General features: G+C 55.4%; 24 protein-coding genes. 10 read left to right on the plus strand and 14 right to left on the minus strand.

Annotated features, from left to right (window positions below; translation table 11 throughout):
* The 9 genes from HP566_RS05285 to HP566_RS05325 form a co-directional block, all read right to left on the minus strand.
* Nucleotides 1–247, minus strand: a 247-nt coding sequence (locus HP566_RS05285; RefSeq protein ID WP_249976216.1) for a contractile injection system protein, VgrG/Pvc8 family, incomplete at its 3' end; no start/stop codon positions are given.
* Between the two features lie 322 nt (nucleotides 248–569).
* Nucleotides 570–1214 carry a protocatechuate 3,4-dioxygenase subunit alpha gene (gene pcaG, locus HP566_RS05290; protein WP_249976217.1) on the minus strand — a complete coding sequence of 215 codons (645 nt, stop codon included), beginning with the start codon at nucleotides 1212–1214 and terminating at the stop codon, nucleotides 570–572.
* 16 nt (nucleotides 1215–1230) lie between these two features.
* Nucleotides 1231–1953, minus strand: coding sequence for a protocatechuate 3,4-dioxygenase subunit beta (gene pcaH / locus HP566_RS05295; protein WP_249976218.1), 723 nt, complete (start codon nucleotides 1951–1953; stop codon nucleotides 1231–1233).
* Nucleotides 1954–2041: 88 nt separating this feature from the next.
* Entirely contained in the window at nucleotides 2042–2974 is a 933-nt protein-coding gene (pcaQ, locus tag HP566_RS05300; protein ID WP_249976219.1) for a pca operon transcription factor PcaQ, read from the minus strand.
* 75 nt (nucleotides 2975–3049) lie between these two features.
* Nucleotides 3050–4219: an alpha/beta fold hydrolase gene (locus HP566_RS05305; RefSeq protein WP_249976220.1), complete on the minus strand. Its 1170-nt coding sequence runs from the start codon at nucleotides 4217–4219 to the stop codon at nucleotides 3050–3052.
* Between the two features lie 11 nt (nucleotides 4220–4230).
* On the minus strand, nucleotides 4231–5433 hold the full coding sequence (pcaF, locus tag HP566_RS05310) for a 3-oxoadipyl-CoA thiolase (protein ID WP_249976221.1): 1203 nt from the start codon (nucleotides 5431–5433) through the stop codon (nucleotides 4231–4233).
* 9 nt (nucleotides 5434–5442) lie between these two features.
* The gene (locus tag HP566_RS05315) at nucleotides 5443–6216 is read right to left on the minus strand and encodes a CoA-transferase subunit beta (protein ID WP_249976222.1); all 774 of its coding nucleotides are present in this window, start codon (nucleotides 6214–6216) and stop codon (nucleotides 5443–5445) included.
* Nucleotides 6216–7061 (minus strand): CoA transferase subunit A, encoded by an 846-nt coding sequence (locus tag HP566_RS05320; protein ID WP_249976223.1) that lies wholly within the window; start codon nucleotides 7059–7061, stop codon nucleotides 6216–6218. The genes HP566_RS05315 and HP566_RS05320 overlap by 1 nt, the downstream gene beginning before the upstream one ends.
* Before the next feature lie 189 nt (nucleotides 7062–7250).
* Complete coding sequence (locus HP566_RS05325; RefSeq protein WP_249976224.1) at nucleotides 7251–8591, minus strand: class-II fumarase/aspartase family protein; 1341 nt, start codon at nucleotides 8589–8591, stop codon at nucleotides 7251–7253.
* A 137-nt stretch (nucleotides 8592–8728) separates the two neighbouring features.
* Between HP566_RS05325 and HP566_RS05330 the strand changes: the two genes are divergently transcribed.
* The 4 genes from HP566_RS05330 to HP566_RS05345 all read left to right on the plus strand — a co-directional run bounded on the left by HP566_RS05330 (nucleotide 8729) and on the right by HP566_RS05345 (nucleotide 13018).
* A complete protein-coding gene (locus HP566_RS05330) occupies nucleotides 8729–9679 on the plus strand; it encodes an AEC family transporter (RefSeq protein ID WP_249976225.1) in 951 nt (316 codons plus the stop codon).
* 130 nt (nucleotides 9680–9809) lie between these two features.
* A complete protein-coding gene (locus HP566_RS05335; RefSeq protein ID WP_249976226.1) occupies nucleotides 9810–11564 on the plus strand; it encodes an FAD-dependent oxidoreductase in 1755 nt (584 codons plus the stop codon).
* Nucleotides 11561–12184, plus strand: coding sequence for an NIPSNAP family protein (locus HP566_RS05340; RefSeq protein ID WP_249976227.1), 624 nt, complete (start codon nucleotides 11561–11563; stop codon nucleotides 12182–12184). Before HP566_RS05335 ends, HP566_RS05340 begins: the two co-directional genes overlap by 4 nt.
* A 9-nt stretch (nucleotides 12185–12193) precedes the next feature.
* Nucleotides 12194–13018: a sugar phosphate isomerase/epimerase family protein gene (locus HP566_RS05345; protein ID WP_249976228.1), complete on the plus strand. Its 825-nt coding sequence runs from the start codon at nucleotides 12194–12196 to the stop codon at nucleotides 13016–13018.
* A gap of 71 nt (nucleotides 13019–13089) precedes the next feature.
* Here HP566_RS05345 and HP566_RS05350 read toward each other — a convergent pair whose 3' ends face one another.
* The 4 genes from HP566_RS05350 to HP566_RS05365 all read right to left on the minus strand — a co-directional run bounded on the left by HP566_RS05350 (nucleotide 13090) and on the right by HP566_RS05365 (nucleotide 17158).
* Nucleotides 13090–14094 carry a tripartite tricarboxylate transporter substrate binding protein gene (locus HP566_RS05350; RefSeq protein ID WP_249976229.1) on the minus strand — a complete coding sequence of 335 codons (1005 nt, stop codon included), beginning with the start codon at nucleotides 14092–14094 and terminating at the stop codon, nucleotides 13090–13092.
* A gap of 67 nt (nucleotides 14095–14161) precedes the next feature.
* Nucleotides 14162–14530 carry an NIPSNAP family protein gene (locus HP566_RS05355; RefSeq protein ID WP_249976230.1) on the minus strand — a complete coding sequence of 123 codons (369 nt, stop codon included), beginning with the start codon at nucleotides 14528–14530 and terminating at the stop codon, nucleotides 14162–14164.
* Nucleotides 14520–16298, minus strand: coding sequence for an FAD-dependent oxidoreductase (locus HP566_RS05360; protein WP_249976231.1), 1779 nt, complete (start codon nucleotides 16296–16298; stop codon nucleotides 14520–14522). Before HP566_RS05360 ends, HP566_RS05355 begins: the two co-directional genes overlap by 11 nt.
* A gap of 41 nt (nucleotides 16299–16339) precedes the next feature.
* A complete protein-coding gene (locus HP566_RS05365; protein WP_249976232.1) occupies nucleotides 16340–17158 on the minus strand; it encodes an SDR family NAD(P)-dependent oxidoreductase in 819 nt (272 codons plus the stop codon).
* 204 nt (nucleotides 17159–17362) lie between these two features.
* Here HP566_RS05365 and HP566_RS05370 point away from each other — a divergent pair, with 204 nt between their 5' ends.
* On the plus strand, nucleotides 17363–18247 hold the full coding sequence (locus tag HP566_RS05370; protein WP_249976233.1) for a helix-turn-helix domain-containing protein: 885 nt from the start codon (nucleotides 17363–17365) through the stop codon (nucleotides 18245–18247).
* 78 nt (nucleotides 18248–18325) lie between these two features.
* Here the strand turns inward: HP566_RS05370 and HP566_RS05375 are convergent, their stop codons facing one another.
* Nucleotides 18326–19681: an amidohydrolase family protein gene (locus tag HP566_RS05375; protein ID WP_249976234.1), complete on the minus strand. Its 1356-nt coding sequence runs from the start codon at nucleotides 19679–19681 to the stop codon at nucleotides 18326–18328.
* 592 nt (nucleotides 19682–20273) lie between these two features.
* On the opposite strand from HP566_RS05375, the gene HP566_RS05380 reads away from it, so the two are divergent.
* The 5 genes from HP566_RS05380 to HP566_RS05400 all read left to right on the plus strand — a co-directional run bounded on the left by HP566_RS05380 (nucleotide 20274) and on the right by HP566_RS05400 (nucleotide 25557).
* Nucleotides 20274–21293 (plus strand): ABC transporter substrate-binding protein, encoded by a 1020-nt coding sequence (locus tag HP566_RS05380; protein ID WP_249976235.1) that lies wholly within the window; start codon nucleotides 20274–20276, stop codon nucleotides 21291–21293.
* Nucleotides 21293–22144, plus strand: a complete 852-nt coding sequence (locus HP566_RS05385) for an ABC transporter ATP-binding protein (protein ID WP_249976236.1) — start codon at nucleotides 21293–21295, stop codon at nucleotides 22142–22144. The genes HP566_RS05380 and HP566_RS05385 overlap by 1 nt, the downstream gene beginning before the upstream one ends.
* Before the next feature lie 11 nt (nucleotides 22145–22155).
* Entirely contained in the window at nucleotides 22156–22947 is a 792-nt protein-coding gene (locus HP566_RS05390) for an ABC transporter permease (protein ID WP_249976237.1), read from the plus strand.
* 253 nt (nucleotides 22948–23200) lie between these two features.
* Nucleotides 23201–24211, plus strand: coding sequence for an isopenicillin N synthase family dioxygenase (locus tag HP566_RS05395; protein WP_249976238.1), 1011 nt, complete (start codon nucleotides 23201–23203; stop codon nucleotides 24209–24211).
* A gap of 239 nt (nucleotides 24212–24450) precedes the next feature.
* Complete coding sequence (locus HP566_RS05400; protein ID WP_249976239.1) at nucleotides 24451–25557, plus strand: Gfo/Idh/MocA family protein; 1107 nt, start codon at nucleotides 24451–24453, stop codon at nucleotides 25555–25557.
* Nucleotide 25558 lies beyond the last annotated feature (1 nt).

Genomic DNA, 25558 nt, shown 5'->3' on the forward strand with positions numbered 1-25558 from the left:
GATCCCCCTGGGCAAACTCACTGATCATGCCGTGGATCCGGCGCAGGGGCTCGCCATCCTGCCAGATAGTCAGGGAGGCGTCGCGATCCAGTAGCTCGGCGGCATCAAGTCGGCTATGACGACTAGCTAGATGAAGCGATAACTCGAAAGGTGATGACAGCGATTCTCGGTGCGCGAAATCCACTACAGCGGCATCATCCACGCCGGGCAACGCAAGGGTGAAGTAAAGACCATGACCGTTTGCCATCGTAACGCTCCCCCGATTATTCAATGCACCACTGATAAAGTGCTCAGAATAACGAGTTATTACAGCGGCGCAACCCCTTGACATAACAGCGAGCAAATGTCTTACAGCGTGTAAGAAATATCTTACAAAACTATCAGTGATAACTTACAAAACTCACTTTCAGTGATGCTTAGAGAGCAGAGCCTGACTCTCAATGCCTTCACAAATCTATCAAGTAGCCGGTTAAAGATAAGCTTTGCCATGATGAAAATGATGCACGGGGCACATAAAAAAGCGCCATGGCGGAGCCATAGCGCTTTTTACAGTGGTATATAAGCATTATTTAAAAATCAAAAAATACTGTCTCCCCCTGACCCTGCAAGCGAATATCCAAACGGTAGCGTACCTTGCCATCCTGCTCTTCGCGTTTGGCGATCAGTGTTTGCCGACGCGCTGGAGACTCGATACGGGATAGTACCGGGCACTGGGCGTTCGCTTCGCTCTCATCATCAAAGTAGAGCCGCGTTTGCAGGTGGATATTTACCCCGCGCGCAAAGATTGCCAGATTGATATGTGGCGCCATCGGCTGGCCGCTTGGGTGCGTTACTGCGCCAGGCTTAACGGTTAATAACGTCCACTCGCTGCCGTGGTCAAAGGTGGTGGCGGTACGGCCAAAGCTATTGAACGGCTTACTGAGATCGTAATCCATTTGGTAGTTACCGCTGGCATCGGCCTGCCACGCCTCAATAAAGGCATCGCGAACCAGATCACCATTGCCGTCTATCACGGTACCTACCACCTCGATGTGCTCGCCCTCTGCCGCTGGCTTGGCCATCTCATTCCAGATCTCTTCATCCCGCACGGGGTTGCCGGCAGCCGCCAGGGCAAGCCCGATATGGACGTAGGGGCCAGCGGTTTGGGAGGCGGTTTCGCGCAGCATGAGTGCACTGGTCGGCTGGCAGTTGGGCTGAATAGCAGGTTGTTTCATCATTCGTCCCCTGGCCTTATTGGTTTTCAAAAAAGGTTTGCAGCTCGCCACGCACCACGATGTCAAACCGATAGGCCAGACAGTCCATGGGGTTGCTATGCGCCATATCAAGCCGACCAATCATGGTTTCCACGGCTTCAGGGTCTTTCAGTGTATGGACGATGGGGCAAAGCGGAATCAGCGGGTCACCTTCAAAGTACATTTGGGTGATTAACCGGGTGGAGATAGAAGGGCCGGTGACTGAAACGTGAATATGCGCAGGCCGCCAGCTATTCATATCATTCGGCCAGGGGTAGGGGCCTGGCTTGATGGTACGGAAACGATACACACCCTGCTCATCGGTTAAACAGCGCCCCACACCACCAAAGTGCGGGTCCAGTGGTGCCAGGTACTTGTCGTTTTTGTGCCGGTAACGGCCACCTGCGTTCGCCTGCCACATCTCTACCAACGTATGGGGTACGGGCTTACCGAACTGATCCACGACGCGGCCAAACATAATAATCCGCTCGCCCTGGGGCAAACCCTGGCCCTGGCTGAAGTTGAGCAGCAGGTCGTTATCGTGGGGCCCCATGCGCAAGTGGCTGAAATCCGGTCCGGTCAGTTCAGAGCGGGTAGGCTGCTGCATGCTCACCAGCGCCTGCTGAGGCGAGCGGGCTACCGAGGTTTTATAGCCGGGTGCATAGGCAGGTGGATGCCAGTTACGGTCACGGGTCACAAAGCGTTTGTTGTCATTTTGCATACAGTTATCTCGATGATTGGAACGGGCGTTACTAGTGTCGTAGTTAACGCGCAGCCTGCCAATTGATAACTTCTCCCACCCTCATAACCTATGGGTTATGGCCTTTGATAACCTCTACCGCCACTTCCCTTAGGCCATCACAAAACGCTTCGGCAGCGAGGCTGGGGCGAAGAGAACGGTTGGTGCATATCCCTACGGAACCGCCGTGTAGCTCCAGGGGCAGCGCCAGTTCGCATAGCTCACCGCACCTTAGTGCAGTGCGTACTGCTTCTTCTGGCGCCACCCAGATGGCATCGCCGGTAAGGGTATAGCGATGGCCAAGTGCCAGCGATAGCGTCTCTACACGCTGCATCGGCAGTGCTATGCCGTGGCGAACACAAAAACTGTCTACCTGATGGCGCAACGTGGTTTGCGGTGGAGGAACAATCCAGGGATAGGCACTAAGTCGATCAGCGGTTAAGGAGGGTTCCGCCAACAGCGGATGCTGGTGTCGTACCACCAGTTGAAGCCGCTCGTAGTAGAGGTGCTCAAAACTGAGGTCATGGATTTCACGGGCCTCGGTCATGCGGCCTACCACCACATCCAGCTCCCCACGCCGTAAACGGGAAAGCAGAAAGGCACTGGTACCGGTGATCACCTGGGCACCCCGCTCACTGGCGGTATTGGACTGCCAGCGGCGCAGGGCCTCGGGCAGCAGTCGACTCTCTACTGTTGAGAGCGCCCCAACCCTTAGCCAGTGCGCACCGGTTTGAACTGCTTGAAGGGCATCCACTCCCTCCTCCAGGGCACGCACCGCAGGGCCTGCATGGCGCAGCAATGTTAACCCCGCCTGGGTCAGCGAAACGCCCAGGGGGGTACGCTCGAATAGCGAGACTGCGAGGGTATCTTCCAGCTCACGGATGGTTTTGGAGATACCGGGCTGGGTAATAGACAGACGTTCAGCCGCACGGGCAAAACTTCGCTGGCGGGCCACCTCAAGAAACGCCTGTAAATGGCGCAGCTTAATACGTGCATTTAACATAACACCTCATTAATAACCTATAGGTTATAAGGGTACAGTGTAAACACACGCATAAGGGTCAGCCAGCCGTTTAAACTACTCTCCCCAACCCAGCTCTTTAGCAAGCGCAAAGGCGTGGTTGGCTGCCGGTACACCGCCGTATATCGCCACATGCATCAACACCTGACGAAGCTCCGCTTCGCTGAGGCCGATACGTTTGGCGGTTTTCAAATGCAGTGTCAGTTCTTCGCGCCCCAGGGCAGCCAGAATGCCGGTGGTAATCATGCTGCGCTCGCGGCGGGTAAGGTCGTCGTTGCTCCACAACTCGCCCCACGCCAACCGGGTAATCATCTGCTGGAAGGGTGCATCCAGGCTGGTGGCATTCGCCGTAGAACGCGCCACATGCTCTTCGCCCAGCACCTGCTTACGTGTCTCCAGGCCAGTAGCATAGGCCACGCCGTGGTTGGCCACATCACCCAGTTGGACGGCCATAGCGGTGAGTAATTTCTCAGCGAACAGTGCTGGCGCTTCCACAGAGGGTACGTGCCCTACGCCGTCAAAAACCTCCAGGGGCGCACCGTCAAGCTCGGTTGCCAGCACTTCCAGGGTCGCCGGGGGTGTGGCCAGATCCTCGCTGCCACCAAAGAGCTGCACGTTCATCTGTTTGCCCGAAAGCTTGCCGGTAAAGGTCTCCCGGCCCAGCATTTCGCATAGCTGGGCGTAGGACTCATTATCGCCGCGCCCCATTTGCACGCACCAGCCCACTTGCAGCGCGGGATTTGCCTCAAACACCGCTGGTGCAAACCAGCGCGGTACAATCTCCTGGGACATCGCCGCCAGCCCTTCCTGGCGTATGCGGCCTGCCCGGGTATTCCACAGCTCAGGGTTGCCAATCACTGCGCCGGTATTGGTTAGCGTGACGGAAAGCAGTCGATCAGTATGCTCAGCAATCAGTTGTTGACCGACCACCCCGCCAATGGAGGTGCCCGCAAAGTGAAAGCGTGCAGCACCTGCCAGCTCCACCAGTGCCAATGCTTCGGCGGCCAGATCAGCGGGGGTGATGGCATCCCCCTTCACCGCCTGACTGGCCCCATGGCCGGGTAAGTCCCAGGTCAGCACCCGGTAGCGGGGAAGTAGCGCGGGAATCACGTCATCCCACACGGCCTGGCTCATTCCCAGCGGATGTGCCAGCACCACCAACGGATTACTGGCAGCACCGAGCAATCGGTAGGCCACACTACGGCCATTAATCGTGTGAAATGCCATATCAACCTCCGTTAAACGCGCTCGATCAGCGTAGCGATGCCTTGCCCCACACCGACACACATGGTGCATAGTGCGTAGCGTTTGCCACTGTTTTGCAGCTCATGGGCCGCTGTGAGTAGTAGTCGTGCTCCCGACATTCCCAGCGGATGCCCCAGGGCAATGGCACCACCATTCGGGTTAACGCGTGGATCGTCATCCTGCAAGCCCAGGTCACGCATACACGCCAATGCCTGGGCTGCAAAGGCTTCGTTAAACTCAAACACATCGATATCGTCCATTGCGATACCCGTGCGCTTAAGCAACTTCTGCACTGCCGGAACCGGTCCATAGCCCATAATACGCGGCTCGACACCTGCGGTAGCCATGCCAATAATCTTGGCCATCGGTGTCAGGCCGTGCTGTTTAACGGCGGCTTCACTGGCCACCAGCATGGCCGCGGCACCATCGTTAACCCCGGAGGCATTGCCTGCGGTAACACTGCCGCCATCGCGGAAGGGGGTTGGAAGCCCCGCGAGCTTCTCAAGCGTGGTTTCGCGCAGATGCTCATCCTGATCAAAGACCAGAGGGTCCTGTTTGCGACGCGGAATCTCAATGGCAATGATCTCTTGCGCAAAGCGGCCAGCCTTTTGGGCGGCTGCCGCCTTCTGCTGGGAGCGCAACGCAAAGGCGTCCTGATCTTCCCTGGAGATAGTAAACTGCTCGGCTACGTTTTCTGCCGTTTCCGGCATGGAGTCAACACCGTAGGCTTTTTTCATCAGCGGGTTGATAAAGCGCCAGCCAATGGTGGTGTCTTCAATTTTTTGCCCACGGGCAAAGGCGCTGTCGGCCTTGCCCAGTACATAGGGCGCGCGGGACATGGACTCCACGCCACCTGCCAGCGCCAGTTCCAGTTCCCCCGCCTTGATGGCGCGGAACGCCGTTCCCACCGCATCCATACCCGAGCCACACAAACGGTTCATGGTGGTGCCGGGTACCGAGGTGGGGATGCCTGCCAGTAGCGATGACATACGCGCCACGTTGCGGTTATCTTCCCCTGCCTGGTTGGCACAGCCCATAAAGACTTCGTCAATCGCGGCAGGATCAAGATCCGGTGCGTCTGCCAGTACCGCCTTAAAAATAGTGGCGGCGAAATCATCCGGACGCACGCTTGCCAGGGTGCCGCCAAAGCGGCCAATCGCGGTGCGCTTGGGATGGCATAAATAGACGTCACTCATAACAACTCCTTATTCGCCCGCGTGGGCACGCTCAGTACGTGCTTTCAGCTCACGCAAAATAGTCAGCTCTTTTTCGCTGGGCTCTGAGGTATTCTCCAACTGCTCGGCAAAGCGAATATCCCAGCCAGTGGCATCCTTGACATCTTCACGGGTAACGCCGGGGTGTAGTGATACCACCACCAGCTCTTTGGTGTCGGGGTCAGGCTTCATCACACACAGGTCGGTGATCACGCGCGAGGGGCCTTTGCCGATATTGGGAACATTGTCGCGCCCTTTACCATCACGGCCAAAACCAAGCGTCGTCACAAAATCGACCTTATCCACAAACGCACGCTTGGAGTGCTTGAGGGTGATAAACACCTCGCCCGCATTGGTGGCAATTTCGGGCGCTCCACCGCCCCCCGGCAAGCGAACTTTGGGCGCGCGATAATCACCAATCAACGTGGTATTCAGGTTGCAGTAGCGGTCGATTTGGGCCGTACCCAAAAAACCCACATCGATTTTGCCGCCCTGCAGCCAGTAGCGGAACATTTCTGGCACTGCGACAGTGGTCAGGGCAGTCTCCGCCAGCTCGCCATCGCCAATCGAAAGGGGCAACACATCGGGCTTGGTTTGCAACGTGCCGGATTCGTAAATCAGCACAACATCGGGGGCGTGGGTTAACCGCGCCAGGTTGGCAGCTTCAGAAGGTAGCCCAATGCCCACAAAGCAGGTGGTCCCGTTCTCCAGCGCACGCGCTGCGGTCACGGTCATCATTTCAGAAGACGTATATTCCAGACTCATCAGGCTTGGCCTCCTGCAGGGTTATGCCCATCGTTGTGAGCAGCGCTGTAAACGTTGGCGTCGAGCCACTGGGTGAAGATATCGCGGTCACGGGCGATAGCATCCCACTCTTTATAGAACCGGTTGCTGCGCCCGTAGTAGCCGTGGGTATACGAGGGCAACGCCCCTTTTTCCGCCACCGCGATGGCACTGATGGCCCAACCGGGAATCACGCAGGCGTTGGGGTGTGCCTTTAGGTCATCGACGATCTCTTCCACCGTGACGATGCTGTGTTTGGCCGCCAGGATCGCTTCTTTCTGGACACCGACAATGCCTTCTACCAGCACATTACCCTGGCGGTCGGCCCGCTGGGCATGAACGATAGAGACATCCGGACGCACCGAGGGCACAGCTGCCAAGCGCTCGCCGGTAAACGGGCACTCGATGAATTTGATTTGGTCGTTCACGCTGGGCAGCTCGCTACCCACATAACCGCGCAGTACCGCCAGCGGCAGGCCTGCCGCCCCTGCTTCAAACGCGCAAGCCATGGCGGCGTGGCTGTGCTCCAGAATTTCAACTTTATGCGGCCAGCCTTTCTCGACGGCATCGCGCAAACGGTGCAGCGAGCCCACCCCAGGGTTGCCACCCCAGGAAAAAATCACTTTTTTGGCACAACCCGCACCAATCAGTTGATCGTAGATGATATCCGGTGTCATACGGATCAACGTTAAGTCGCGCTTTTTCTGACGAATCACTTCGTGGCCCGCAGCGAAAGGAATGAGGTGGGTAAAGCCTTCCATGGCAACAGTCGCGCCGTCTTGAACGTAGCGCGCCACTGCGTCATGCAAGCTGAGAAACTCGGCCATGTTGGGTGCCTCTTAGCTGGACGTTTGCCTTAGTTATTGATATTTGTTCGTTAAACGAACATAGATTCTCTATACGAACAAGTTACTTCCGAACGGGAATCGGGTCAAACTCTCTGCCACTGGCACAAGGTGTCAGCCATTATTCAATGGCTACGCACATAACATTAAAATTTCATATATTTCAGATAATTAAATTTCAATTAGCCAGTTTTTAGCGCGCACCACCTGGTTATAACCGCTACCAAGGTATAACGCGGGGTCGCAGGCTTGACGTAGCGCATCTGCATCAACACAACCTTTTATATCGGGATCCTCTGCAAGCACCTCTGCCAGTACATCTGAATAGGGGCGGGATTCTTGGCGCGCGATTTCTGCTGCCATCGCACTAACCGCTTTGGCTTTATCTGTGCCCAGGTGGGGCGTCAGCAAACGCGCCACCGGTTCTGCCATAATGCCGCCACCAGTCGCCGACAAGTTACGTTGCATCTGCTCGGGGTATACCTCTAACCCTTCGAGTAACACGGCTACTTGCTCAAGCGTGCCTTCCACCAGCAGTGCGCTCTCAATCAGCGGCGCCCATTCTGCATGCCACTCGCCCAGCCCCCGCTCAAGGGGTTGAGCGGCGGCATTTAACAACACACTGATGTGTCCATGCACCTGACGTGCAGCACCGCAGATAAAGGCGCTACGTACTGGATTGCGTTTATGGGGCATGGAGGAGGACTCTCCCATGCCGGGGACAGAAGGCTCAGCGATTTCCCCTACTTCAGTTTGTGTTAGCAGGGCAACATCCAGCGCTATCTTCTCAGCAGCGCCCACCACGGCATCCAATGCCGTACCAAGCGAGTGAATGGGATAACGGTCGGTATGCCAGGGCAGCACTGGCGCAACCAGGCCCAAGCGTTCTGCCAATGCATCCATCCACTCAAGGCCTTGGCTATCCCACCCAGAGTGCACCCCTACAGCGCCGCCGAATTGAACGGGCAGCTCAACCATCTGTAAGCGACGGCGGGACTGCTCTAGCCCCACCGCCCAGTGTGCAACCTTTACACCCAAGGTAATCGGCAACGCCTGCTGCATTAAGGTACGCCCTACCATCAGCGTTTGCGCATGGGCTTCCATCAACACCAATGCCGCTGAGCGGCATCTTTGCAACAGCTGATCCAGTGCCATCAGTCGCGGCTTGAAAAGCAGCATCAATGCAGAATCCACCACATCCTGGCTCGTTGCGCCCAAGTGCCAGTAACGCTTTAATTCATCGGTGAGTAGTGCGCGCCCCTGTTTGACAAAGGGAATGGCCACGTTGCCACCACTGGCGATACCAGCCGCCATCTGTGCGATATCAAAATCGGCATTGTTAAGCTGCACGCTCATCTGTTGGCTAGCGCCCTCAGGCAGTACACCACTGGCTTCCTGTACCTCGGCCAGGGCCAATTCAAAGGCCAACATGGCACGCAGCATCGCGCCCTCGTCGCACTCACTCAGTGCGTGCTGGCTCATAAACGGATGCTTTAGAAACGCAGAAGGCATAAAAAAACCTCGTTGATGGGAACAGGGCTATACCAGAGCAAACAAACGTACAATTGTTCGCATTTCGAACGCCATGCTAAATTGGTCTGATCCGCGTGGCAATTTTCACTTCCACTTCATCGACAAGCAGAGACACTATGCTCGCTATTTTTGCCATTACCACCCCTATTTTTCTATTGATCAGTGCGGGTTATATTGCCCGCTGGAGCGGGCTTATCACACGGGAGCAGATGCAGGGTATTGGCGTTTTTGTGATGTATTTTGCATTGCCTGCACTGGTTATCCGCGCGTTAACCCATCACCCTCTGGAAGACATTCTGCAACTCAACTATTTGCTGGCCTATGCATTAGGCTCTGTAGTGGTATTTGGGGGAGGGCTATTCATCAGTTTAAAGCACCAGCGCCAGCCCCTTAACGCCAGTGCGATGCAGGCCCTGGGGATGGCAGCGGCCAATAGCGGCTTTGTGGGTTATCCGGTTGCGGCCATGGTCATCGGTTCACCCGCCGCCATACTGCTGGCGCTCAATATGGTCATTGAGACGCTGATCATCATTCCCACGGCTCTTATCCTGGCTGAAATGTCCACTCAACAAGGGACCAGCGTATGGAAAACAGTTAAGCAGACCGCCCTCAGTCTCGCTAAAAACCCGGTGTTGGTAGGGCTATTTATCGGTATTTTTTTAGCAGTTACAGGTTTACCCGTCCCTTCCCCGCTGTTTAAAGCCATTGATATGCTGGCCAATGCTGCTGGCCCGGCGGCGCTCTTTGTCATTGGTGGCGCACTGTTCGGCCTGCAGGTAAAGGGCATGGCGCGAGACGTGGGCCAAATTGTGGTGGGCAAACTGATCCTGCATCCATTGGCCATCCTGATCGCATTTTTACTGGTTCCGGGAATCGAGCCTATCTACCTCGTGGGTGCATTGCTGTTCTCGGCCGCCCCCATGATCAGTATTTATCCGCTACTGGGGCAACGCTATGGCCTTGGCGGTGTAAGCGCTGCGGCGATGCTGGTGGCAACCGTGGCTTCTTTCTTCACCCTTAGCCTGATTATCTGGCTTATCAGCCTCACGGATTGGCTGGTTTTCTAAAAACGAACGGCAGTATGTATTGCAAACCGTGTTATTCTCCCATAAATTTACCTGAACACCATTCCATTTTTGTATGCTGTATTAATTAATAGCCTGCAATGATGGGGTACACGTTCTGCAAGGGGAAAACATGACCAGCAATACGCACGATGCAGACCTCGTTGTCGTAGGGTCAGGCGCCGCCGGGCTTTCGGCAGCGGTCACGGCGGCCTATCACGGCTTGAAGGTTATCGTGGTCGAAAAGGCCGATACCCTGGGTGGTGCTACGGCATGGTCGGGCGGCTGGATGTGGACGCCACTCAACCCGCTGGCTAAGGCGGCGGGTATCCATGAAGAAGCTGACACCGTACGCACCTATCTGCGTCACGAACTGGGGGAGCGTTACGACGCTGCCAAAATCGATGCCTTTCTGGAAGCCTGCCCACAGATGGTGGCTTTCTTTCATGAAAAGACGACGCTTCAGTTTGCTGATGGCAACGCCATTGCGGATATTCATGGCGATACCCCTGGGGCGGGAACAGGTGGCCGCTCCGTCATTGCGGCGCCCTTCGATGGCAGAGAACTCTCTTCCACTACGCTAAAAAAACTGCGTAAGACGATGCCGGAAACGGCCTTTTTGGGTATGCCTATCCAGGCTGGTCCAGACCTGCGCGCCTTTTTGACCGTGACCCGCTCGTTTACGTCGTTTTGGCATGTAAGTAAGCGTTTTACCCGCCACTTGTTCGATCTGGCTCGTTATAGGCGCGCTATGCAGTTGGTCAATGGTGTCGCGCTAACCGGCCGGCTGGCTAAATCCGCCGAAGCCCTGGGGGTGGAGATGTGGGTATCTTCTCCTGCCAGGCGCCTGGTCACGGCAGATGGACGCGTCAGTGGGGTGGTGATTGAGCGTGACGGCCAGGAAATCACGCTCAACGCCCGCCGGGGCGTCGTGCTGGCAGCCGGGGGGTTCCCTTGGGATATCAGCCGCCGTAGGGCACTCTTCCCGCGTACGCCTACCGGCCACGAGCACTGGCCTCTACCACCGCCTTCAGCCAGTGGTGACGGTCTGCGGTTAGGCGAATCGGTCGGAGGTGAAGTCGATACCAGTCTCTACTCACCCGTGGCCTGGGCGCCGGTATCGCTGGTGCCCTGGAGCAACGGTAAGGTCGGCCACTTTCCACATATCATTGATCGCGCCAAACCTGGGGTCATCGGCGTACTCTCGAACGGGCAACGTTTCGTTAACGAGGCTGCGGGATATTACGACTATGTGGATGCCATGATAAAAGAGGCCCCTGAAGGTGAGGAGCCCTGCTCATGGTTGGTCTGCACCCACCGTTTCCAGCGGCGCTATGGATTGGGTATTACACGCCCAGCCCCGGTACCATTTCGCCACTGGATAAAAAAAGGGTATCTGAAGCGTGGCAACACCCTGGAAGCGCTTGCCCAGGAGTGCGGTATCGACCCGGCAGGACTGGTACAAACGGTAGCCGATTACAACGTGCATGCCCGCCAGGGCGAAGACCCGGCCTTTGGTCGTGGCACTACCCTCTACAACCGCAAGAATGGTGATCCCGACCACACTCCCAACCCCTGTGTTGCACCGCTGGAGCACGGCCCTTTCTATGCCATCAAGGTCGTTCCTGGCTGTTTTGGCACCTTCGCGGGGCTGAAAACCAACCCGCATGCTCAAGTACTGAACCACCAGGGAGAACCCGTTGTGGGTCTGTACGCTGCAGGTACCGACATGGCCAGCATTATGGGCGGCCACTACCCCGCAGGCGGTATCAACCTTGGCCCGGCCATGACCTTTGGCTATATCGCGGGCCTGCATGCTGCCGCCCCGCCTTCCGTCACCCCAGATAGCAACGACACCCCCACGCTAACAACAGGAGTAAACGCATGAAGTATTTCGAACTGACCACCTTTACCGTACGTGTTGCCACCCACGGCAAGGCGATGGAGCAGATCGAGGCGACGCTTCAGGACGCCAGCGTGGGAGGTCAGCTTTTCGGTTGCTGGTACTCGGAACTTGGCACCCTGAACCAGGTGGCGGTTCTGCGCGGCTTTGACAGCCTGGAGAGTCGCCAGACCGAACGCGAGCGGCTGTTGCTGGCAGGCAATCCGTTAGGCGTGGAAGAGTTCATGACCGACATGAACATCGAAGACTACACGCTGTTCCCATTCCTTGAGGGAATTACCCCAGGCGACTTCGGGCCCTTCTACGAACTGCGTGTCTACGATGTGCGTCCCTCGGGGCTCCAGGTCACACTGGATGGCTGGAAAGACGCCGTCCCCCCGCGAACAACGGATGCTTACTCTCCGCTGTCCGCCGCTTTCTACGCGACCAATGGCACCACACCAAGAATCATGCATCTTTGGCCCTATCGCAGCCTGGAAGAGCGACTCGAAGTACGCACCCGTACCGTTAAGGAAGGTGTCTGGCCACCCAAGGGAGGTCCTGCCCAGCTACTCGATATGCAGTCTACGATCTTCCTGCCCGCCGCCTTTTCGCCACTGCATTGAGCCAACGCCATGAGCCAACATCCATTTTCACTCGCCGCTCTGACCGTACTTGAACTATCACCTCCCGATATGGTGGAGACTGCGGCCCGTGCAGGCTATGACTATGTCGGTCTACGCCCGGTTCCCGCTACGCCAGAGGAGGTCAGCTACCCTCTGCTCAGCGACACTACGCTGCTCAAGGAAACCTGCCGACGCATTCAGGATACCGGCATCAAGGTGGCCGATATTGAGATTCTGCGTTTAAAACCGCAAACCCATGTCGTCAATGATTTCAGTCGCTTTATGGAAGTGGGAGCCGAATTGGGCGCCAGCGATATTCTGGTAGCGGGCAATGATGATAACCATGAGCGTCTGATTGAAAACTTTGCCGCCCTATGCGAACTGGCGAGGCCGTTCGGCCTCTATCCGCACCTGGAATTTATGCCCTGGACAGGTGTGAAGAATCTTAATGAAGCGCGCCATATTGTCGGTGAAGTCCGTCAGGCCGGACACGACAATGCCTGCCTGTTGGTGGATGCCTTCCATCTGGATCGCTCACGTAGTCGCCTTGAGGATCTGGCAAAGGTGCCATCGGAGTGGATGCGTTACGTCCAGTTATGCGATGTACCAGGCCCCATTCCCGATAGCATGGATGAAATCCTGCGGGAAGCACGCAGCGAGCGCCGCTTCCCCGGCGATGGCCATGCGGATTTAAGGGGTCTGCTGAAGGCTATTCCTCCACACGTACCATTAAGCCTGGAAATTCCGACCGATGCGTTACGCCAGCAAGGCGTCAGTGCCCTGGAGCGCGCTCAGATGGCTCTAGACAATGCACGTGCCTTATTACTCATCTAAGCAGCAATATAAGGAGGCTCCCACCGAAAGGCGCCTCCTTAAGAAGGCGCAAGGGAGTCGAGTGCATATATCTACGGCCTGGCAATGCCAAGCTGCTCGGGGGAGTTCTCAAGTGAGTTCGCCTCGTACATTGCCCAGGCGGTAATTGATTGCCAGCGCTGTAGATAGGCTGCTGCTTCATCGCCTGAAAGGTTCAGGGCTGTTGCGCCAATATTAGCCAGGAAATCCTGGAAGGCCTCACTATCCACCGCCTGGGCATAGGCATCTTCCAACCTCGCCTTAATCTCATCGGGCGTATCCTTGTGCACATAGGCTCCCTTGAAAGAGCCATAAGGCATATAGGGCTCAAGCTCTGGAATGAGCTCGGTCATGGCGGGCATGTCAGGATAGGCCTCTAGCCGTTCGGCATCCAGAACAGCTAGGGCTCGCAGCCTCCCTGAATTGATGTATTCACGAGTGGAGGAGAGACTGGAAGGCATGAAGTCAATATGGCTCCCCTGCAGTGCAGTGATGCCAGGCCCTTCCCCCGCAAAGGTCACATGACGCACATCGAAGTCGATCATACTGTTGATCAGGGCATGCGAAGTGGCCGCCAGGCTGGCGGCGCCCTGATTGCCCATACGTACTTCGCCAGGATGGGTCTGGATATGCTCAATCAGGTCAGCCATGGATTGAAAGGGGCTGCCTGCTGGCACCACGAAAACCACAATATCCACACTGGTCAGATTCACCGGGTGCAAGGCGCTATAATCAAAAGCGGCCAGCCCCAGCAGAGGAAAAAGCTGTGGGTTTTCTGCGCCATAGAGCACGTGGTAACCGTCAGAACGCTGGTTAAGTACATAGTTGGTGCCAATCACCCCTGAACCACCGGGCCGATTGGTCAGGATAATCGTGGTATCCAGAATCTCTTCAACGTGAGGCGTTAACCCGCGGGCAATCACATCTGTCGAGCCACCGGCGCCCCACTGGATGGTGCCTTGTATATTGCGCGCAGGATACTCAGCCAATGCAGCTTCCATCATCAGCGCGCTGCTAACGGTAACGGCCATGCCAGCCCCAACAAGAATACGTTTCATACAATGAACCTCTATTATGATTGTGATGGATCAGGGTGTAAGTACTGCTTAAGGTTGCGTGGAGATGTCACTGGTCAGGGGAGTAGGCCGGAGCCACCCATGTATTAAGCGAGCCGATTCCCCGTATCAGGCGGGTCTCCTGGGCAACAATTAAATGGCCGGATGCGGCGAGATAATTGGCAAACTCAGGGTGTGCATCTCGGGCGGCGCAGCGCTGCTCATAGTCTGCCAATGAGTCGTAACCCCACAGATGGACAAACTGGTTCTGGGTACCGACTAGCGTGGTGTAAAAACCCAGAGGGCAGCCGAGTGTCTGTTTTAGAATCGGCATGGCCAGCCGCTCAAATATTTCGACGAACTCCCCCATGCGGCGTGGTGCAATGGTGTAAACGCGGTAATCAACCAGGGGTTTGACCCGGGTATTCTCAGTGCTCATGGGTTACCCCCTTGCGTGTGTTACCCGCTGCCACAGGTACCATCAGCTCATCATCCAGCCCCGCCAGATGTCGGCCCGTGATATAGCCGAAGGTCATAATCGGCCCCAATGTGATCCCCGCCGCCGGGTAGCTGCCCCCCATGATGCTGCGACGATCGTTACCCACGGCATAAAGCCCGCTGATAGCGGCTCCTGTGGTATCCAGCACCTGGCCGTAAACATTGGTATCCATGCCATCGAAAGTTCCCAGATCGCCCATATAGGCTTTCACGGCGTAAAAGGGGGCTTTTTGAATAGGAGCAACACAGGGGTTAGGCTGATGAAGGGGGTCTGCAAGGTAGCGGTTGAACGTGGTAGTGCCACGACCAAACTGGTGATCCTCACCGTGTTCTGCCCCCCGGTTGTACTCTTCTACCGTCTGCTCCAGCTGTGCTGGAGACACCCCGATAGCCTCTGCTAACGCCGAAAGGCTGGTACCTTTTTTCAAATAGCCCTGACGTATCAGCCCTTTAGTTGGCATTGGCGACGGCTTCACGAACCCCAGGCCATATTTACTCAGGCACTGCTGGTCACAAATCAGCCACATGAAGGTTCGCGGACCACGGCTGTTGCGCACCATGGCCGCCCCCACATCGTGGTAAGACTCCGACTCGTTGCAGAAGCGCCGACCGTCGGGGTCAACTCCAATCACGCCGGGTTTATAGCGATCAAGCAAATGGGGAAACTTGCCATAGCTGCCATCTTTTCCTGGCACCAGCGATGTCGGCATCCAGGCGGCGGGGTCCGGGAACCGGTAGTCCACCTTGACCCCGAGCTGCTCCGCCATGGCTAGCCCATCGCCGGTATTACTCTCTGGCACTGGCGAGTGGTGCTCACCCCCTTGCTGAAGATGCGGGTAAGCCTTGCGGATGCGCTCAACATCATGGGCAAAGCCACCGCATGCCAGCACCACTCCTTTGGCGGCTTTGATAGTGGTCTGCTTACCTTCGATGAGCGCAGTTGCGCCTATGACACACCCATCCTCACGCAGTAGTGAGTTAGCGGGCGTACCGGTATAAATAGGAATGCCGAGGTCCAAGGCACTTTTAGCCAGTCGGGCGGCAAGTGCATTACCGCTGGTGACATTGACCCCACGCCGATACAGCAATAACTCCTTGGCATGGGTGCTCAGCCGCTTGACCACATAAAGAAAAGAGAGCACTGAGCGCGTTGCGTTAAAGAAATGCTTAAGATCCGCGTTAGACGAGTTAAACATCATGCCGATGAAGGTGATGGTCTGCAGTGGCGGGCGCATACGCTTGATATCCTTGCCTAATCCACGGATATCAAAAGGTGCCGCCAGAATCGAGCGGCCAATATCGACTCCTCCCTCCCGTGTGGGGTGATAATCCGGGTAGAGGGTGGGGACGAATTTCACCTCAGTGTGCTGTTCGAAGAAATCCACCATCTCGGGACCTTTGCTCAGAAAGGCATCGACCCCCTCCGGGTCAAAAAACTCGCCAGCTTCATTGCGGATATACTCCCGCGCCGCCTCGCGGCTGTCGGCTGGATTCTGGCGCTGACCATGATGGTTACCCGGAACCCATAGCACGCCTCCCGAAAAGGCCGTGGTTCCTCCAAATACCTTTTCCTTTTCAAGCACCACGACATTCAAGCCCTGCTTGGCGGCAGTAATCGCCGTGGAAAGCCCACCCGCACCAGCGCCAAGCACCAACACATCACACTCTAACGCTGAGGTTGTTGAAGATTGTTGGGTATCACGATTCATGCGTCATCCCTCCTGTCAGGTCATTGTTATGGGAGTGGCAATCAGTGCGCGGAAAAGCCGGGGCGAGGCACTTGATCCATCAGCATGCAGGGCAGACCACCATCGACTCCCAGGTCTGCACCGTTGATGTAATCGGCACGGCGGCTCAGTAAAAACAGCACGGCATTGGCAATGTCATCCGGCTGGCCTATGCGCCGATTAGCAGTGAACACTTCGCGTTGTTGGGTAATGCCAGGCTGGGCATAGAAGGTGGCGGATAAATCGGTTTTGATCATGCCGGGCGATACACAGTTGCTGCGAATACCCTCGCGCCCCCACTCCGCGGCCAGTTGCCTGGACAACATGGCAACCCCTGCCTTGCTGGGGCTATAGGCGCCGCTCCAGGTCTGCGGCTGGGAGGCCGAAACAGAAGAGATATGAACGATACTGCCGCACTGCTGTTCACGCATTTGGTGTCCGAATTCACGCGCACATAACCAATAGCCGGTTAAATTCACAGCCAAAACGTGCTGCCACTGAGCGATGGTCATATCCGCCAGCTTGCCCGGTTGTAAAATGCCCGCGCCATTCACGAGTCCATCCACCTGACCCATGGCAGCCGCTACGGCTTGCGCGGCCTGCTGTACTTCGTTTTCGTTAGCCACATCACAGGCCAGGCTCATATGCCTGCCAGCCGAGTCGGCCAACTTGGCCTGCACGGCTTCGCAACCCTCCAGATCACGATCCAGCAACACCACCCTGGCTCCCGCCACGGCCAGAGCACAAGCAATCGCGGCCCCTATGCCACTAGCAGCGCCGGTCACCACATGGACACTGTTGGCCAGCCCCAGCCAGTCGTTCATACCTTGCTCGGTTGTCATACCGATGCTCTCCTGTCATTGCGTTGTTATGGGAACCTGATCGCCCTTGAGGGACTTCCCTTTCCATAACCCCATGCACTAACTTGTATTTTTCATTGGAAAAGCGCTTTAAATAAGGCACGTTGTCTGACTGAACTTGGATAATTCATCAACGGCACCACCGCTTTGGTCTAATAACAACGCTACTTTGCGGCGGGGAGACATATGACGACGTCACTGCAGCAAGCCGTGCCAGTGTTCAAGCTGTATGGCGAAACACACCATTGGCCGACACCCGACTTACTCCATTGCGAGCTTATTCGTGACAGAAGTGGGCCCCATGATTGGTACATACCCCCTCATCGCCATGCCGATTTAATGCATGTGCTTTATGTCCGTCAGGGGCGAGGGGTATTACACCTGGAAGGAAAGGATCACCCTATCGAAGGCCCCAACGTGCTCGTCGTGCCCGCGATGACCATTCATGGCTTTGCTTTTGAACGTGATACGGATGGCTATTCGGTTACTCTTTCTAGCCCCTTGGTGAGCGATCTTGAAGAACGACTGGGCGCCCAAAGCCAAACCTTTCTGCTGGCGGATCAGTACTTTCTTACCGGCCAGCCTGAAGCGGGCCTGATCGATAGCCTGGTTACCCAGTTGCATTACGAGTACCGCTATCCGGCACAAGGCAGAGAGTCAATGCTCTATGCCACCATGCTGGCATTGGCGGTGACCGTGGCGCGCCGTGCAGAGCGTCGGCGCAGCCACCAGCACCCCAATAAACACAAGGGGTATACGCACTTGATCCGTTACCAGCGACTGATTGAGGAGCATTATAAGGAGCAGCCTTCCATTACCTGGTTGGCCGACCAGATAGGCATTACTGCCAGCTATCTCAACACCATGTGCAAGCAGCTGGCGGGGGTGGGAGCACAACAGTTACTGCATGACCGCATCATACTGGAGGCTAAACGTCGGCTAACCTACACCCAAATGACCATAAGTCAGGTTTCAGACCAATTAGGGTTTAGCGAACCGGCTTACTTCACGCGTTTTTTCAAGCGTCATACGGGGCTATCACCACGGGATTTTCGCCAGCGGGACGGGTAGCTCTACTTACTGCGTTAGCAAACAAAAACGCCTCGCGGAAACGAGGCGCCGGATTGCGATACGGGGCTATTAGAGTGGTTAAACGGCAGCCAGCAAATTGGCAACGCTAAGTTGAACCTGCCGGGTCAGCTCCTTCTCATCCACGCCTTTCAGGCAGCCTTGCTCAATAATGGGCTGACCATTGATAAAGCTATACCAAACGGAAGCTGGCTCAGCACATAGCAGCGGTGCCATCAGCGGATAGTGCACACCGGCAAAGCGTGGCTGGGCAATATCATAAAGCACAATATCAGCCGCTTGGCCAACGGCAACCTCCCCTACATCACTTAGGCCTAGCACCGCTGCGCCGCCTTTACTTCCCCACTCCAGCACCTGTTCCAGGGAAGTTGCTTCAGGCCCGCCCACAGCCCGATGTAACAGCCAGGTAAGATTTAGTTCCTGTAGCATAGAGCCAGATTCTGAAGAGGCAGATCCATCAACCCCAATACCAACCGGAACACCCGCCTTTGCCATGGAGGGCACCGGTGCAATGCCACTTCCCAAACGGCAATTAGACGTCGGGCAGTGTGCAATGCCGCTCCCTGTCTCAGCCAACTGTTTGATCACATGGGCATTACTATGGACCAGATGAGCAAACCACACATCCTCCCCAAGCCACCCACTTTCGGCAGCATAGTCGATAGCCGACAAGCCATACTTCTCTCTCGACTGACGCTCATCGAACTCAACCTCAAGCAGGTGGGAGTGGCGGCGCAGTGCATTATCCCGCGCATAATGTGCTAACTCATCAAGGGTGTCCGGACGACTGGAATGAATCAGACTAGTGGGAGCCACCACTAACCGGCGCATCGCATCACCTTGCGGCTGATGATAATTCTTGCGACTACGATCCAGCCGCTCAAGTACCTGTTGTAACGTCTCTGGCTCAATGGAGTGTTGCGCCATCCCCCTATGTGTACCCGCCTCGGTTGCAAACCCACGGCAAAGTACCAGGCGAATACCCAGCTCATCTGCCGCCTGCCAAACCGCATCTTCGAGTTCAGGCGATGTATCACGATGGTAAAGGTAATGGTGGTCAGCGCAGGTGGTGACGCCTGAGCGCAGCATTTCATAAAGCCCCAGACGCGCCGCATGGTACATCAGCTGCGGGGTTATTTTCGGCCAGAAACGATAGGGAACCGAGCTTAACCACTCACCCAGACGTTGGTTAAGACCCGCGGGTACCCCCTTGAGAATGGATTGAGCCAAGTGATGATGGGTATTCACCAGTCCCGGCCACACAACGCAGTTGCTGGCATCAATCAACTGCTCATTTTCATGGGGAATAAGATGACTGCCAAGCTCAACGATACGATTATCGCGGATGCGGATATCAGTGGCCGATGGGGTTGAGGAAGAAAAGATCGCAGCAGCATCACGAATAAGATAGCTCATGGTGATTTCCTAAATCGATATCACTGGAGCAATGTCCCGGGTTTATCCCTGACCGCTTCTACTCCTATTAGGTGTATTGGCAAGCATGACTGACCTGTAGCGGTCAATGCGGACTTTATATATGCAATTATCTTTCCACATTTCACAGTGTAAAGCGTATTGCTGTTAGTGGCATGGGCTGCCAACAGCCGCAAACACCATCATTCCTATGCTGGTTGCCATCTCGACGCCCCACATGCACCAAATTAACGCCACTCCGACTAATCGCGCACCAAACTAGAACCACGCATTGCTCTCCTTTGTAGCAGTATTTTTCACTTCTTAGATAACCTGTTGTCCATCATAGTATTATGAGAAAGTTGGCATACTGCCTGCCTATTACTCAGCACATAGCGGAAAAATAAACCGTTATTGTGTCCTGGTAGAAGCTGTCAGGGCCTTACGGCCCAGGTCATTGCTAGGCACGCCAGACGATAGTCGTGTATAGACGAATCGTGGCGTGGCTTTGCTTTGCATGACCAGGCCCTTTTCTCTTTCACGTTTCGTGCTGGTTCTTTGCTGTGACAGCCCTTGACGACGTGGGAGAAAGATAATGATACCACCTGCAAAACACCCCTCCATCCGCTGGACCAAGTTAGCCACGGGTACCCTTATAACGCTACTAATGAGCGGCGCAGCTCAGGCGACTGACCGTGTCACCTTCCAACTTGACTGGTTACCAGGAGGAGACAAAGCACCTGTATATGTTGGCATCGCACAGGGATTCTTTGCTGAACAGGATCTTGACGTACGGATATCACAGGGTCGTGGCTCAACGGATGCGATGACGAAGCTGGCGACAGGTCAAGCTGATATAGGACTATCCGATATTACTGCGCTGATGGCGGCTCATGCTGAAGGGGGAATCCCTGTCAGAGGGGTTTACTCGATTTTCAGCCAGCCCCCTCATGCCTTTTATGTCCTTGAAGACTCAGGAATCGAACAAGTTAGCGATGTCGCAGGCAAGCGCATTGCTACTTCGCCGTTTACCTCATCCAACCTGTTTTTACCGCTTCTGCTTGAGATGAATGGTGTTGATGAGCAGAGCATCAACCTGATCCAAAGCGACCCCGGCACCCTCAGCCCCATGCTGTTAAATGGTCGCACTGACGTCGTCATCAGTTGGGTGACAGACCAGGAGCGTTACGCTGATAACGCTCTTTCGGCTGGCGTTACGTTGCGTATCATCCCATGGCACGAAGCAGGGCTTGAAGCTTATTCGACCACGTTAGTAGCCAGTGATCGGTTTCTAGAAGAAAGACCGGACGTGGCAAGACGATTCATTGATGCCTACGAACAAGCGATTGAATATACATGGGCCAATCCAAACGAAGCTGCCGAGGCGGTTAATGCCGTCGTCCCGGAGGTCGAAGTGGATATGGCCGCACGTACTATTGAGGCCATTCGCCCCCTGGTCTTCAATACCTTCAGTGAAACCCATGGACTGGGTGCTTTCGAACCCAGCCGCCTTGCCGCTACCTGGCAGTGGACTGCCGAAGCTCAGGAAATGGACGTAAACCTACTCGACCCGGAAAGCATCATTGACCGCCGCTTTGTGCCAGGAGGTGAGTAATGAGAGCTGCTGTCGAATTCCTGCATGTCAGTCACTCCTATCAGGCCCGACGCAAGCCACCGGTGCAGGCACTAAAAGACATCTCACTGCAGATTGCCCAGCATGAGTTCGTGGCTGTCGTAGGCCCTTCTGGTTGTGGTAAATCAACGCTTTTGCGCCTGCTCAGTGGTTTGACAAATCCAACGCTGGGTGAAATCTACAGATTCGGAAAACAAGTCACTCAGCCCGACTCCGGTGTGGGTATCGTGTTCCAAAAACCTACACTGCTTCCCTGGCTCAATGCTGAAGAGAATGTTTTGTTCCCGCTGCGTCATCAAGGCAAGCTAATCGGTCAGCGTGACCGCCGGCGAGCCCGCGAGCTGCTGCACACCGTAGGGCTTGAAGACTTTCTACACAGCCGTCCAGATGACCTTTCAGGAGGCATGCAGCAGCGTGTTGGCATTGCGCGGGCGCTACTGCTTGACCCCGAAATACTGATTATGGATGAGCCTTTTTCGGCACTGGATGCCCTAAGCCGGGAACAGATGGGCTTCGAACTATTGCGGATCTGGGGAGAACGGCCAAAAACCGTACTGTTTATCACCCACTCAATCAGTGAGGCCGTGCTGTTGGCAGACCGGGTACTGGTCATGAGCCAGCGTCCCGCCACTATTGTCGATGACATCCATATCGAGCTGCCACGCCCACGCACCCCCTCAACTATCGACCTTCCTGGCTTCAATTCCTATACCCAGCGAATTCGCCGACATATTTTTGGCCATGGTGAATCTGCCAAAGCGGTGCCAGACATAACGACGGAGGCATCACAAACACCGACAGCGCCCCACTCGATCGTTCGCCACGCCTCCTGAGGAAATCCACCATGAAACGAACGGGTATTACTCTATATGACCTCTACGCTCAGCGGCTCTTGCCTCTTTTGGCGCTGCTGGGTCTAGTGCTGGTGTGGGAAGTATTATGTCGGCTTTTCAACGTGCCCGAATATGTACTTCCAGCACCTAGCGTAATTTTCGAGGCCTTTCTTAATGTTGATGGACAGCGCTGGTTCGACCACCTGTGGGCAACCCTGCGCGTCGCATTATTGGGTTTCGCCCTGGCGGTTAGCATCAGCATTCCCATGGCCATTATGATGGTCAGGTCAGCTTTTCTGGCACGTACGCTGCTACCCTTTTTAATCATCGTGCAGTCAACGCCTATTGTTGCCGTTGCTCCCTTGATTATCGTGATCCTCGGCGCGGGGGAAGCACCACGTACCGTGATTGCCTGCCTCATTTCATTCTTTCCAATCGTAGTGGCAACCACATCTGGGCTACTTTCCACCCCCAAAGAGATGCTGGAGCTTTCCAACTCTCTTAAAGCCTCTCCAGCACGTCAAATATGGCAAGTACGGCTTCCTTACGCGGTGCCCCATATTTTTAGTGGACTGAAAGTGGCCATTACGCTGGCGATTATCGGAGCTGTGATTGCCGAGTTCGTGGCTGCTGAGCAGGGGTTGGGTTATTTCGTCCAGTTTTCGACCTCCTACTTTCGTATTCCTCAGGCCTTTGCCGCGCTGTTCTTTCTGTCCATGGTAAGCCTGTTGCTGTTCAAAGCGGTTCAGCTGGTACAGCAAACCTTCTTTTCCTGGAGCCTGCCAGCTGATGAAGAACACTAGGAAACGTTAATTTCCCGAAATCCCCACCACAGGATGTAAGTGTATTTAACTTTCAATGCAATCACGATAATCACTTGAAAATTAAGAGCAATAATACTGATATCGAGCGAATGTTACTGCTCCCCTTAGGGGTTGGTTCAGTGGACGCCTGATTTCAGTGTTTTCGCGGAGTAGAAGCGGCAGACGATCCACATCGTCCGGCATTGCTCCAATGACCGGCAGGCCATATCTGCCAATACGTTGGAGAAACGACATGACACTTTCCACAAACACCCTTCAAGAACTCGAACTGGAACGCACCATTGGTGGCCTGGGCCGTGAAACGGACCGTGAAATTCCACTGATTGATCTCAGCAACTTTGATGCCAGACGTGACGAGATCAGTGCCCAGCTATGGCAAGCTGCCAGCGAAGTAGGCTTTTTTCAGTTAATCAACCATGGCATTGAAACCACGGATATTCAGCAGGCATTTGCTCTCTCTGAAGCATTTTTTGCGCTTCCAGAGCAGACGAAAACACGCTATTTACTGAAAAAAGGCCAAAACGCTGGCTGGGAGTTCAAGTCACAGGTACGGCCTTCGACACAAACAGCGGATCAGAAAGAGTCGTTCCAAATCACTCTACCGTGTATGGAGGGCTTGTGGCCTGATCAGGTAACGCTGGCAGAATTCCAGCGTGTCGTGCTTGACTTTGAATATCAGGCCTGGCTACTCGGCATGAAGGTACTGTCCTGCTTCGCCGAGAAATTGGACTTCCCCAGCGACTTCTTCACTCAAGCACATGATCGTGCCGCTGAAGACTACCAGAGCACCCTGAGACTACTGCATTACCTGCCGCTCTCCAGTGATGCCCTGAAAGATGCTTCGTTATGGCGTGCTGGTGCTCATACCGACTTCGATTGCCTGACCATGGTCTTCCAGCGCGAAGGCCAGGGTGGCCTGCAGGTATGCCCCGGCCAGGATGTTAACAAAGATGGGCACGGTCCTGCCTGGACCAGTGTCATTCCTCGCGACGATATTATTACCTGCAATATCGGCGATATGTTGATGCGCTGGAGCGATGATACGCTAAAGTCAACGCTGCATCGGGTGCGTATGCCGACCCCCGAGGAAGCGGGACAACCCCGCTACAGCATGGCGTTCTTCTGCCAGGCAAATAAAGGGGTCACTATCCAGGGGCCGAACGGCAAATATCCACCTATTACCGCGCATGACTACCTACAACAGCGCATTGCCGCTAACTTCAATGCCCAGAAAGCACCCTAACTGACCCTGGGAAGTATTCATCCTGCTACCACCAGCGCCTCGCTCACTGCGAGGCGCTGTCATAAGTAATGCCTAATGCGCTGCGTAAACGCTTGACGAACACTTTCGTCCATGTCTTGATATACTCTCAAAAATCTGAACACCATTCCATTAATGAATATAAGTCAAAATAATATCAGAAATGGTAAATGAGCTGCCAAGCACTCGCCACGCCACAGAACAAACGCAGGAGATAGATCATGATGACCTCCCCTCTACGAATCGCCCTGATCGGTGCCGGAGCCATGGGCCGCCAGCACGCTGGTTACATTGCCAACGAGCCCAACGCCCAACTGGTGGCCATTGCCGATCCGTTTAGTGATGCCCTGGCAACGGAACTGGGTGTCACACACTTTAACGACCACCTGGACATGCTGGATAACGTCCGGCCTGAGGCGGTGATCATCGCCAACCCCAACGATCTACACGTCGATACCGCGCTGGACTGCATGAGCTATGGTATTCCAGTCCTGCTGGAAAAGCCCGTCGCTAGCTCACGAGAAGGCGCAGAGCGCCTGCTTAACGCTCAACGCCAATATGATACGCCGGTGCTGGTCGGCCACCACCGTCGCCATAATCCCGTCACCATGCGCACCAAGGAAGTGATTGATAGCGGACAACTGGGGCGTCTGGCCACCATCACGGCCATGTGGCAAACCTGTAAGCCAACAGAGTATTTCGAAGCCGACTGGCGCCAACAGCGCGGGGCGGGAGTCGTGCTGATTAACCTGGTACACGACCTGGATCTGATGCGCCACCTGTGTGGTGAAATCAGCGCCCTACAAGCCAGTACCAACAATGCCCTGCGCGGTTACGAAGTCGAGGATAGTGCCGCAATTCTGCTTGAGTTTGAAAATGGCGCCTTGGGCACGCTGGTGGGTTCCGATGCGGTGGTGTCCCCCTGGGGCTGGGATCAAAACATTAACGAAGTGCCCCTTTATGCCAAACACCTTGATCAGGGGTGCTACTACCTGGCAGGCACCCAGGCCGCTCTCACCGTGCCCCAGATGCGCTTGTGGCAATACGCTGGCCCACACCACTGGGGGCACAACCTGAACGAACAGACATTAGCCGTGGCCGATGGCAGCGCTCAGCAGAACCAGTTGCGCCACTTCATTCAGGTGGCAAGCGGCAAAACACTCCCGCTGGTGAGTATCCAGGACGCCGTGCGCACCATGATCGTCATCGACGCCATTGAAGAGGCCGCCGCATCACGCTGCACTACCCATGACCCCTGGCTTATCTATACGCCTTGCTTGCCTGAACAAGTTGCCAAACTTTCGACCATCCAATGCAGGAGAGAATAAC

Source organism: Vreelandella olivaria (assembly GCF_023507745.1).
GTDB lineage: Bacteria > Pseudomonadota > Gammaproteobacteria > Pseudomonadales > Halomonadaceae > Vreelandella > Vreelandella olivaria_A.

Excerpts from the sequence above, each read along its gene's own strand:
- HP566_RS05390 (WP_249976237.1), top strand. The coding sequence starts at position 22,156 with ATGAAACGAACGGGTATTACTCTATATGACCTCTACGCTCAGCGGCTC.
- HP566_RS05370 (WP_249976233.1), top strand. The coding sequence starts at position 17,363 with ATGACGACGTCACTGCAGCAAGCCGTGCCAGTGTTCAAGCTGTATGGC.
- HP566_RS05335 (WP_249976226.1), top strand. The coding sequence starts at position 9,810 with ATGACCAGCAATACGCACGATGCAGACCTCGTTGTCGTAGGGTCAGGC.
- HP566_RS05395 (WP_249976238.1), top strand. The coding sequence starts at position 23,201 with ATGACACTTTCCACAAACACCCTTCAAGAACTCGAACTGGAACGCACC.
- HP566_RS05360 (WP_249976231.1), bottom strand. The coding sequence starts at position 16,298 with ATGAATCGTGATACCCAACAATCTTCAACAACCTCAGCGTTAGAGTGT.
- HP566_RS05325 (WP_249976224.1), bottom strand. The coding sequence starts at position 8,591 with ATGCCTTCTGCGTTTCTAAAGCATCCGTTTATGAGCCAGCACGCACTG.
- HP566_RS05385 (WP_249976236.1), top strand. The coding sequence starts at position 21,293 with ATGAGAGCTGCTGTCGAATTCCTGCATGTCAGTCACTCCTATCAGGCC.
- HP566_RS05330 (WP_249976225.1), top strand. The coding sequence starts at position 8,729 with ATGCTCGCTATTTTTGCCATTACCACCCCTATTTTTCTATTGATCAGT.
- pcaQ (WP_249976219.1), bottom strand. The coding sequence starts at position 2,974 with ATGTTAAATGCACGTATTAAGCTGCGCCATTTACAGGCGTTTCTTGAG.
- HP566_RS05315 (WP_249976222.1), bottom strand. The coding sequence starts at position 6,216 with ATGAGTCTGGAATATACGTCTTCTGAAATGATGACCGTGACCGCAGCG.
- HP566_RS05345 (WP_249976228.1), top strand. The coding sequence starts at position 12,194 with ATGAGCCAACATCCATTTTCACTCGCCGCTCTGACCGTACTTGAACTA.
- HP566_RS05355 (WP_249976230.1), bottom strand. The coding sequence starts at position 14,530 with ATGAGCACTGAGAATACCCGGGTCAAACCCCTGGTTGATTACCGCGTT.
- HP566_RS05365 (WP_249976232.1), bottom strand. The coding sequence starts at position 17,158 with ATGACAACCGAGCAAGGTATGAACGACTGGCTGGGGCTGGCCAACAGT.
- HP566_RS05375 (WP_249976234.1), bottom strand. The coding sequence starts at position 19,681 with ATGAGCTATCTTATTCGTGATGCTGCTGCGATCTTTTCTTCCTCAACC.
- HP566_RS05340 (WP_249976227.1), top strand. The coding sequence starts at position 11,561 with ATGAAGTATTTCGAACTGACCACCTTTACCGTACGTGTTGCCACCCAC.
- HP566_RS05320 (WP_249976223.1), bottom strand. The coding sequence starts at position 7,061 with ATGGCCGAGTTTCTCAGCTTGCATGACGCAGTGGCGCGCTACGTTCAA.
- pcaH (WP_249976218.1), bottom strand. The coding sequence starts at position 1,953 with ATGCAAAATGACAACAAACGCTTTGTGACCCGTGACCGTAACTGGCAT.
- HP566_RS05380 (WP_249976235.1), top strand. The coding sequence starts at position 20,274 with ATGATACCACCTGCAAAACACCCCTCCATCCGCTGGACCAAGTTAGCC.
- HP566_RS05350 (WP_249976229.1), bottom strand. The coding sequence starts at position 14,094 with ATGAAACGTATTCTTGTTGGGGCTGGCATGGCCGTTACCGTTAGCAGC.
- pcaG (WP_249976217.1), bottom strand. The coding sequence starts at position 1,214 with ATGAAACAACCTGCTATTCAGCCCAACTGCCAGCCGACCAGTGCACTC.
- pcaF (WP_249976221.1), bottom strand. The coding sequence starts at position 5,433 with ATGAGTGACGTCTATTTATGCCATCCCAAGCGCACCGCGATTGGCCGC.
- HP566_RS05400 (WP_249976239.1), top strand. The coding sequence starts at position 24,451 with ATGATGACCTCCCCTCTACGAATCGCCCTGATCGGTGCCGGAGCCATG.
- HP566_RS05305 (WP_249976220.1), bottom strand. The coding sequence starts at position 4,219 with ATGGCATTTCACACGATTAATGGCCGTAGTGTGGCCTACCGATTGCTC.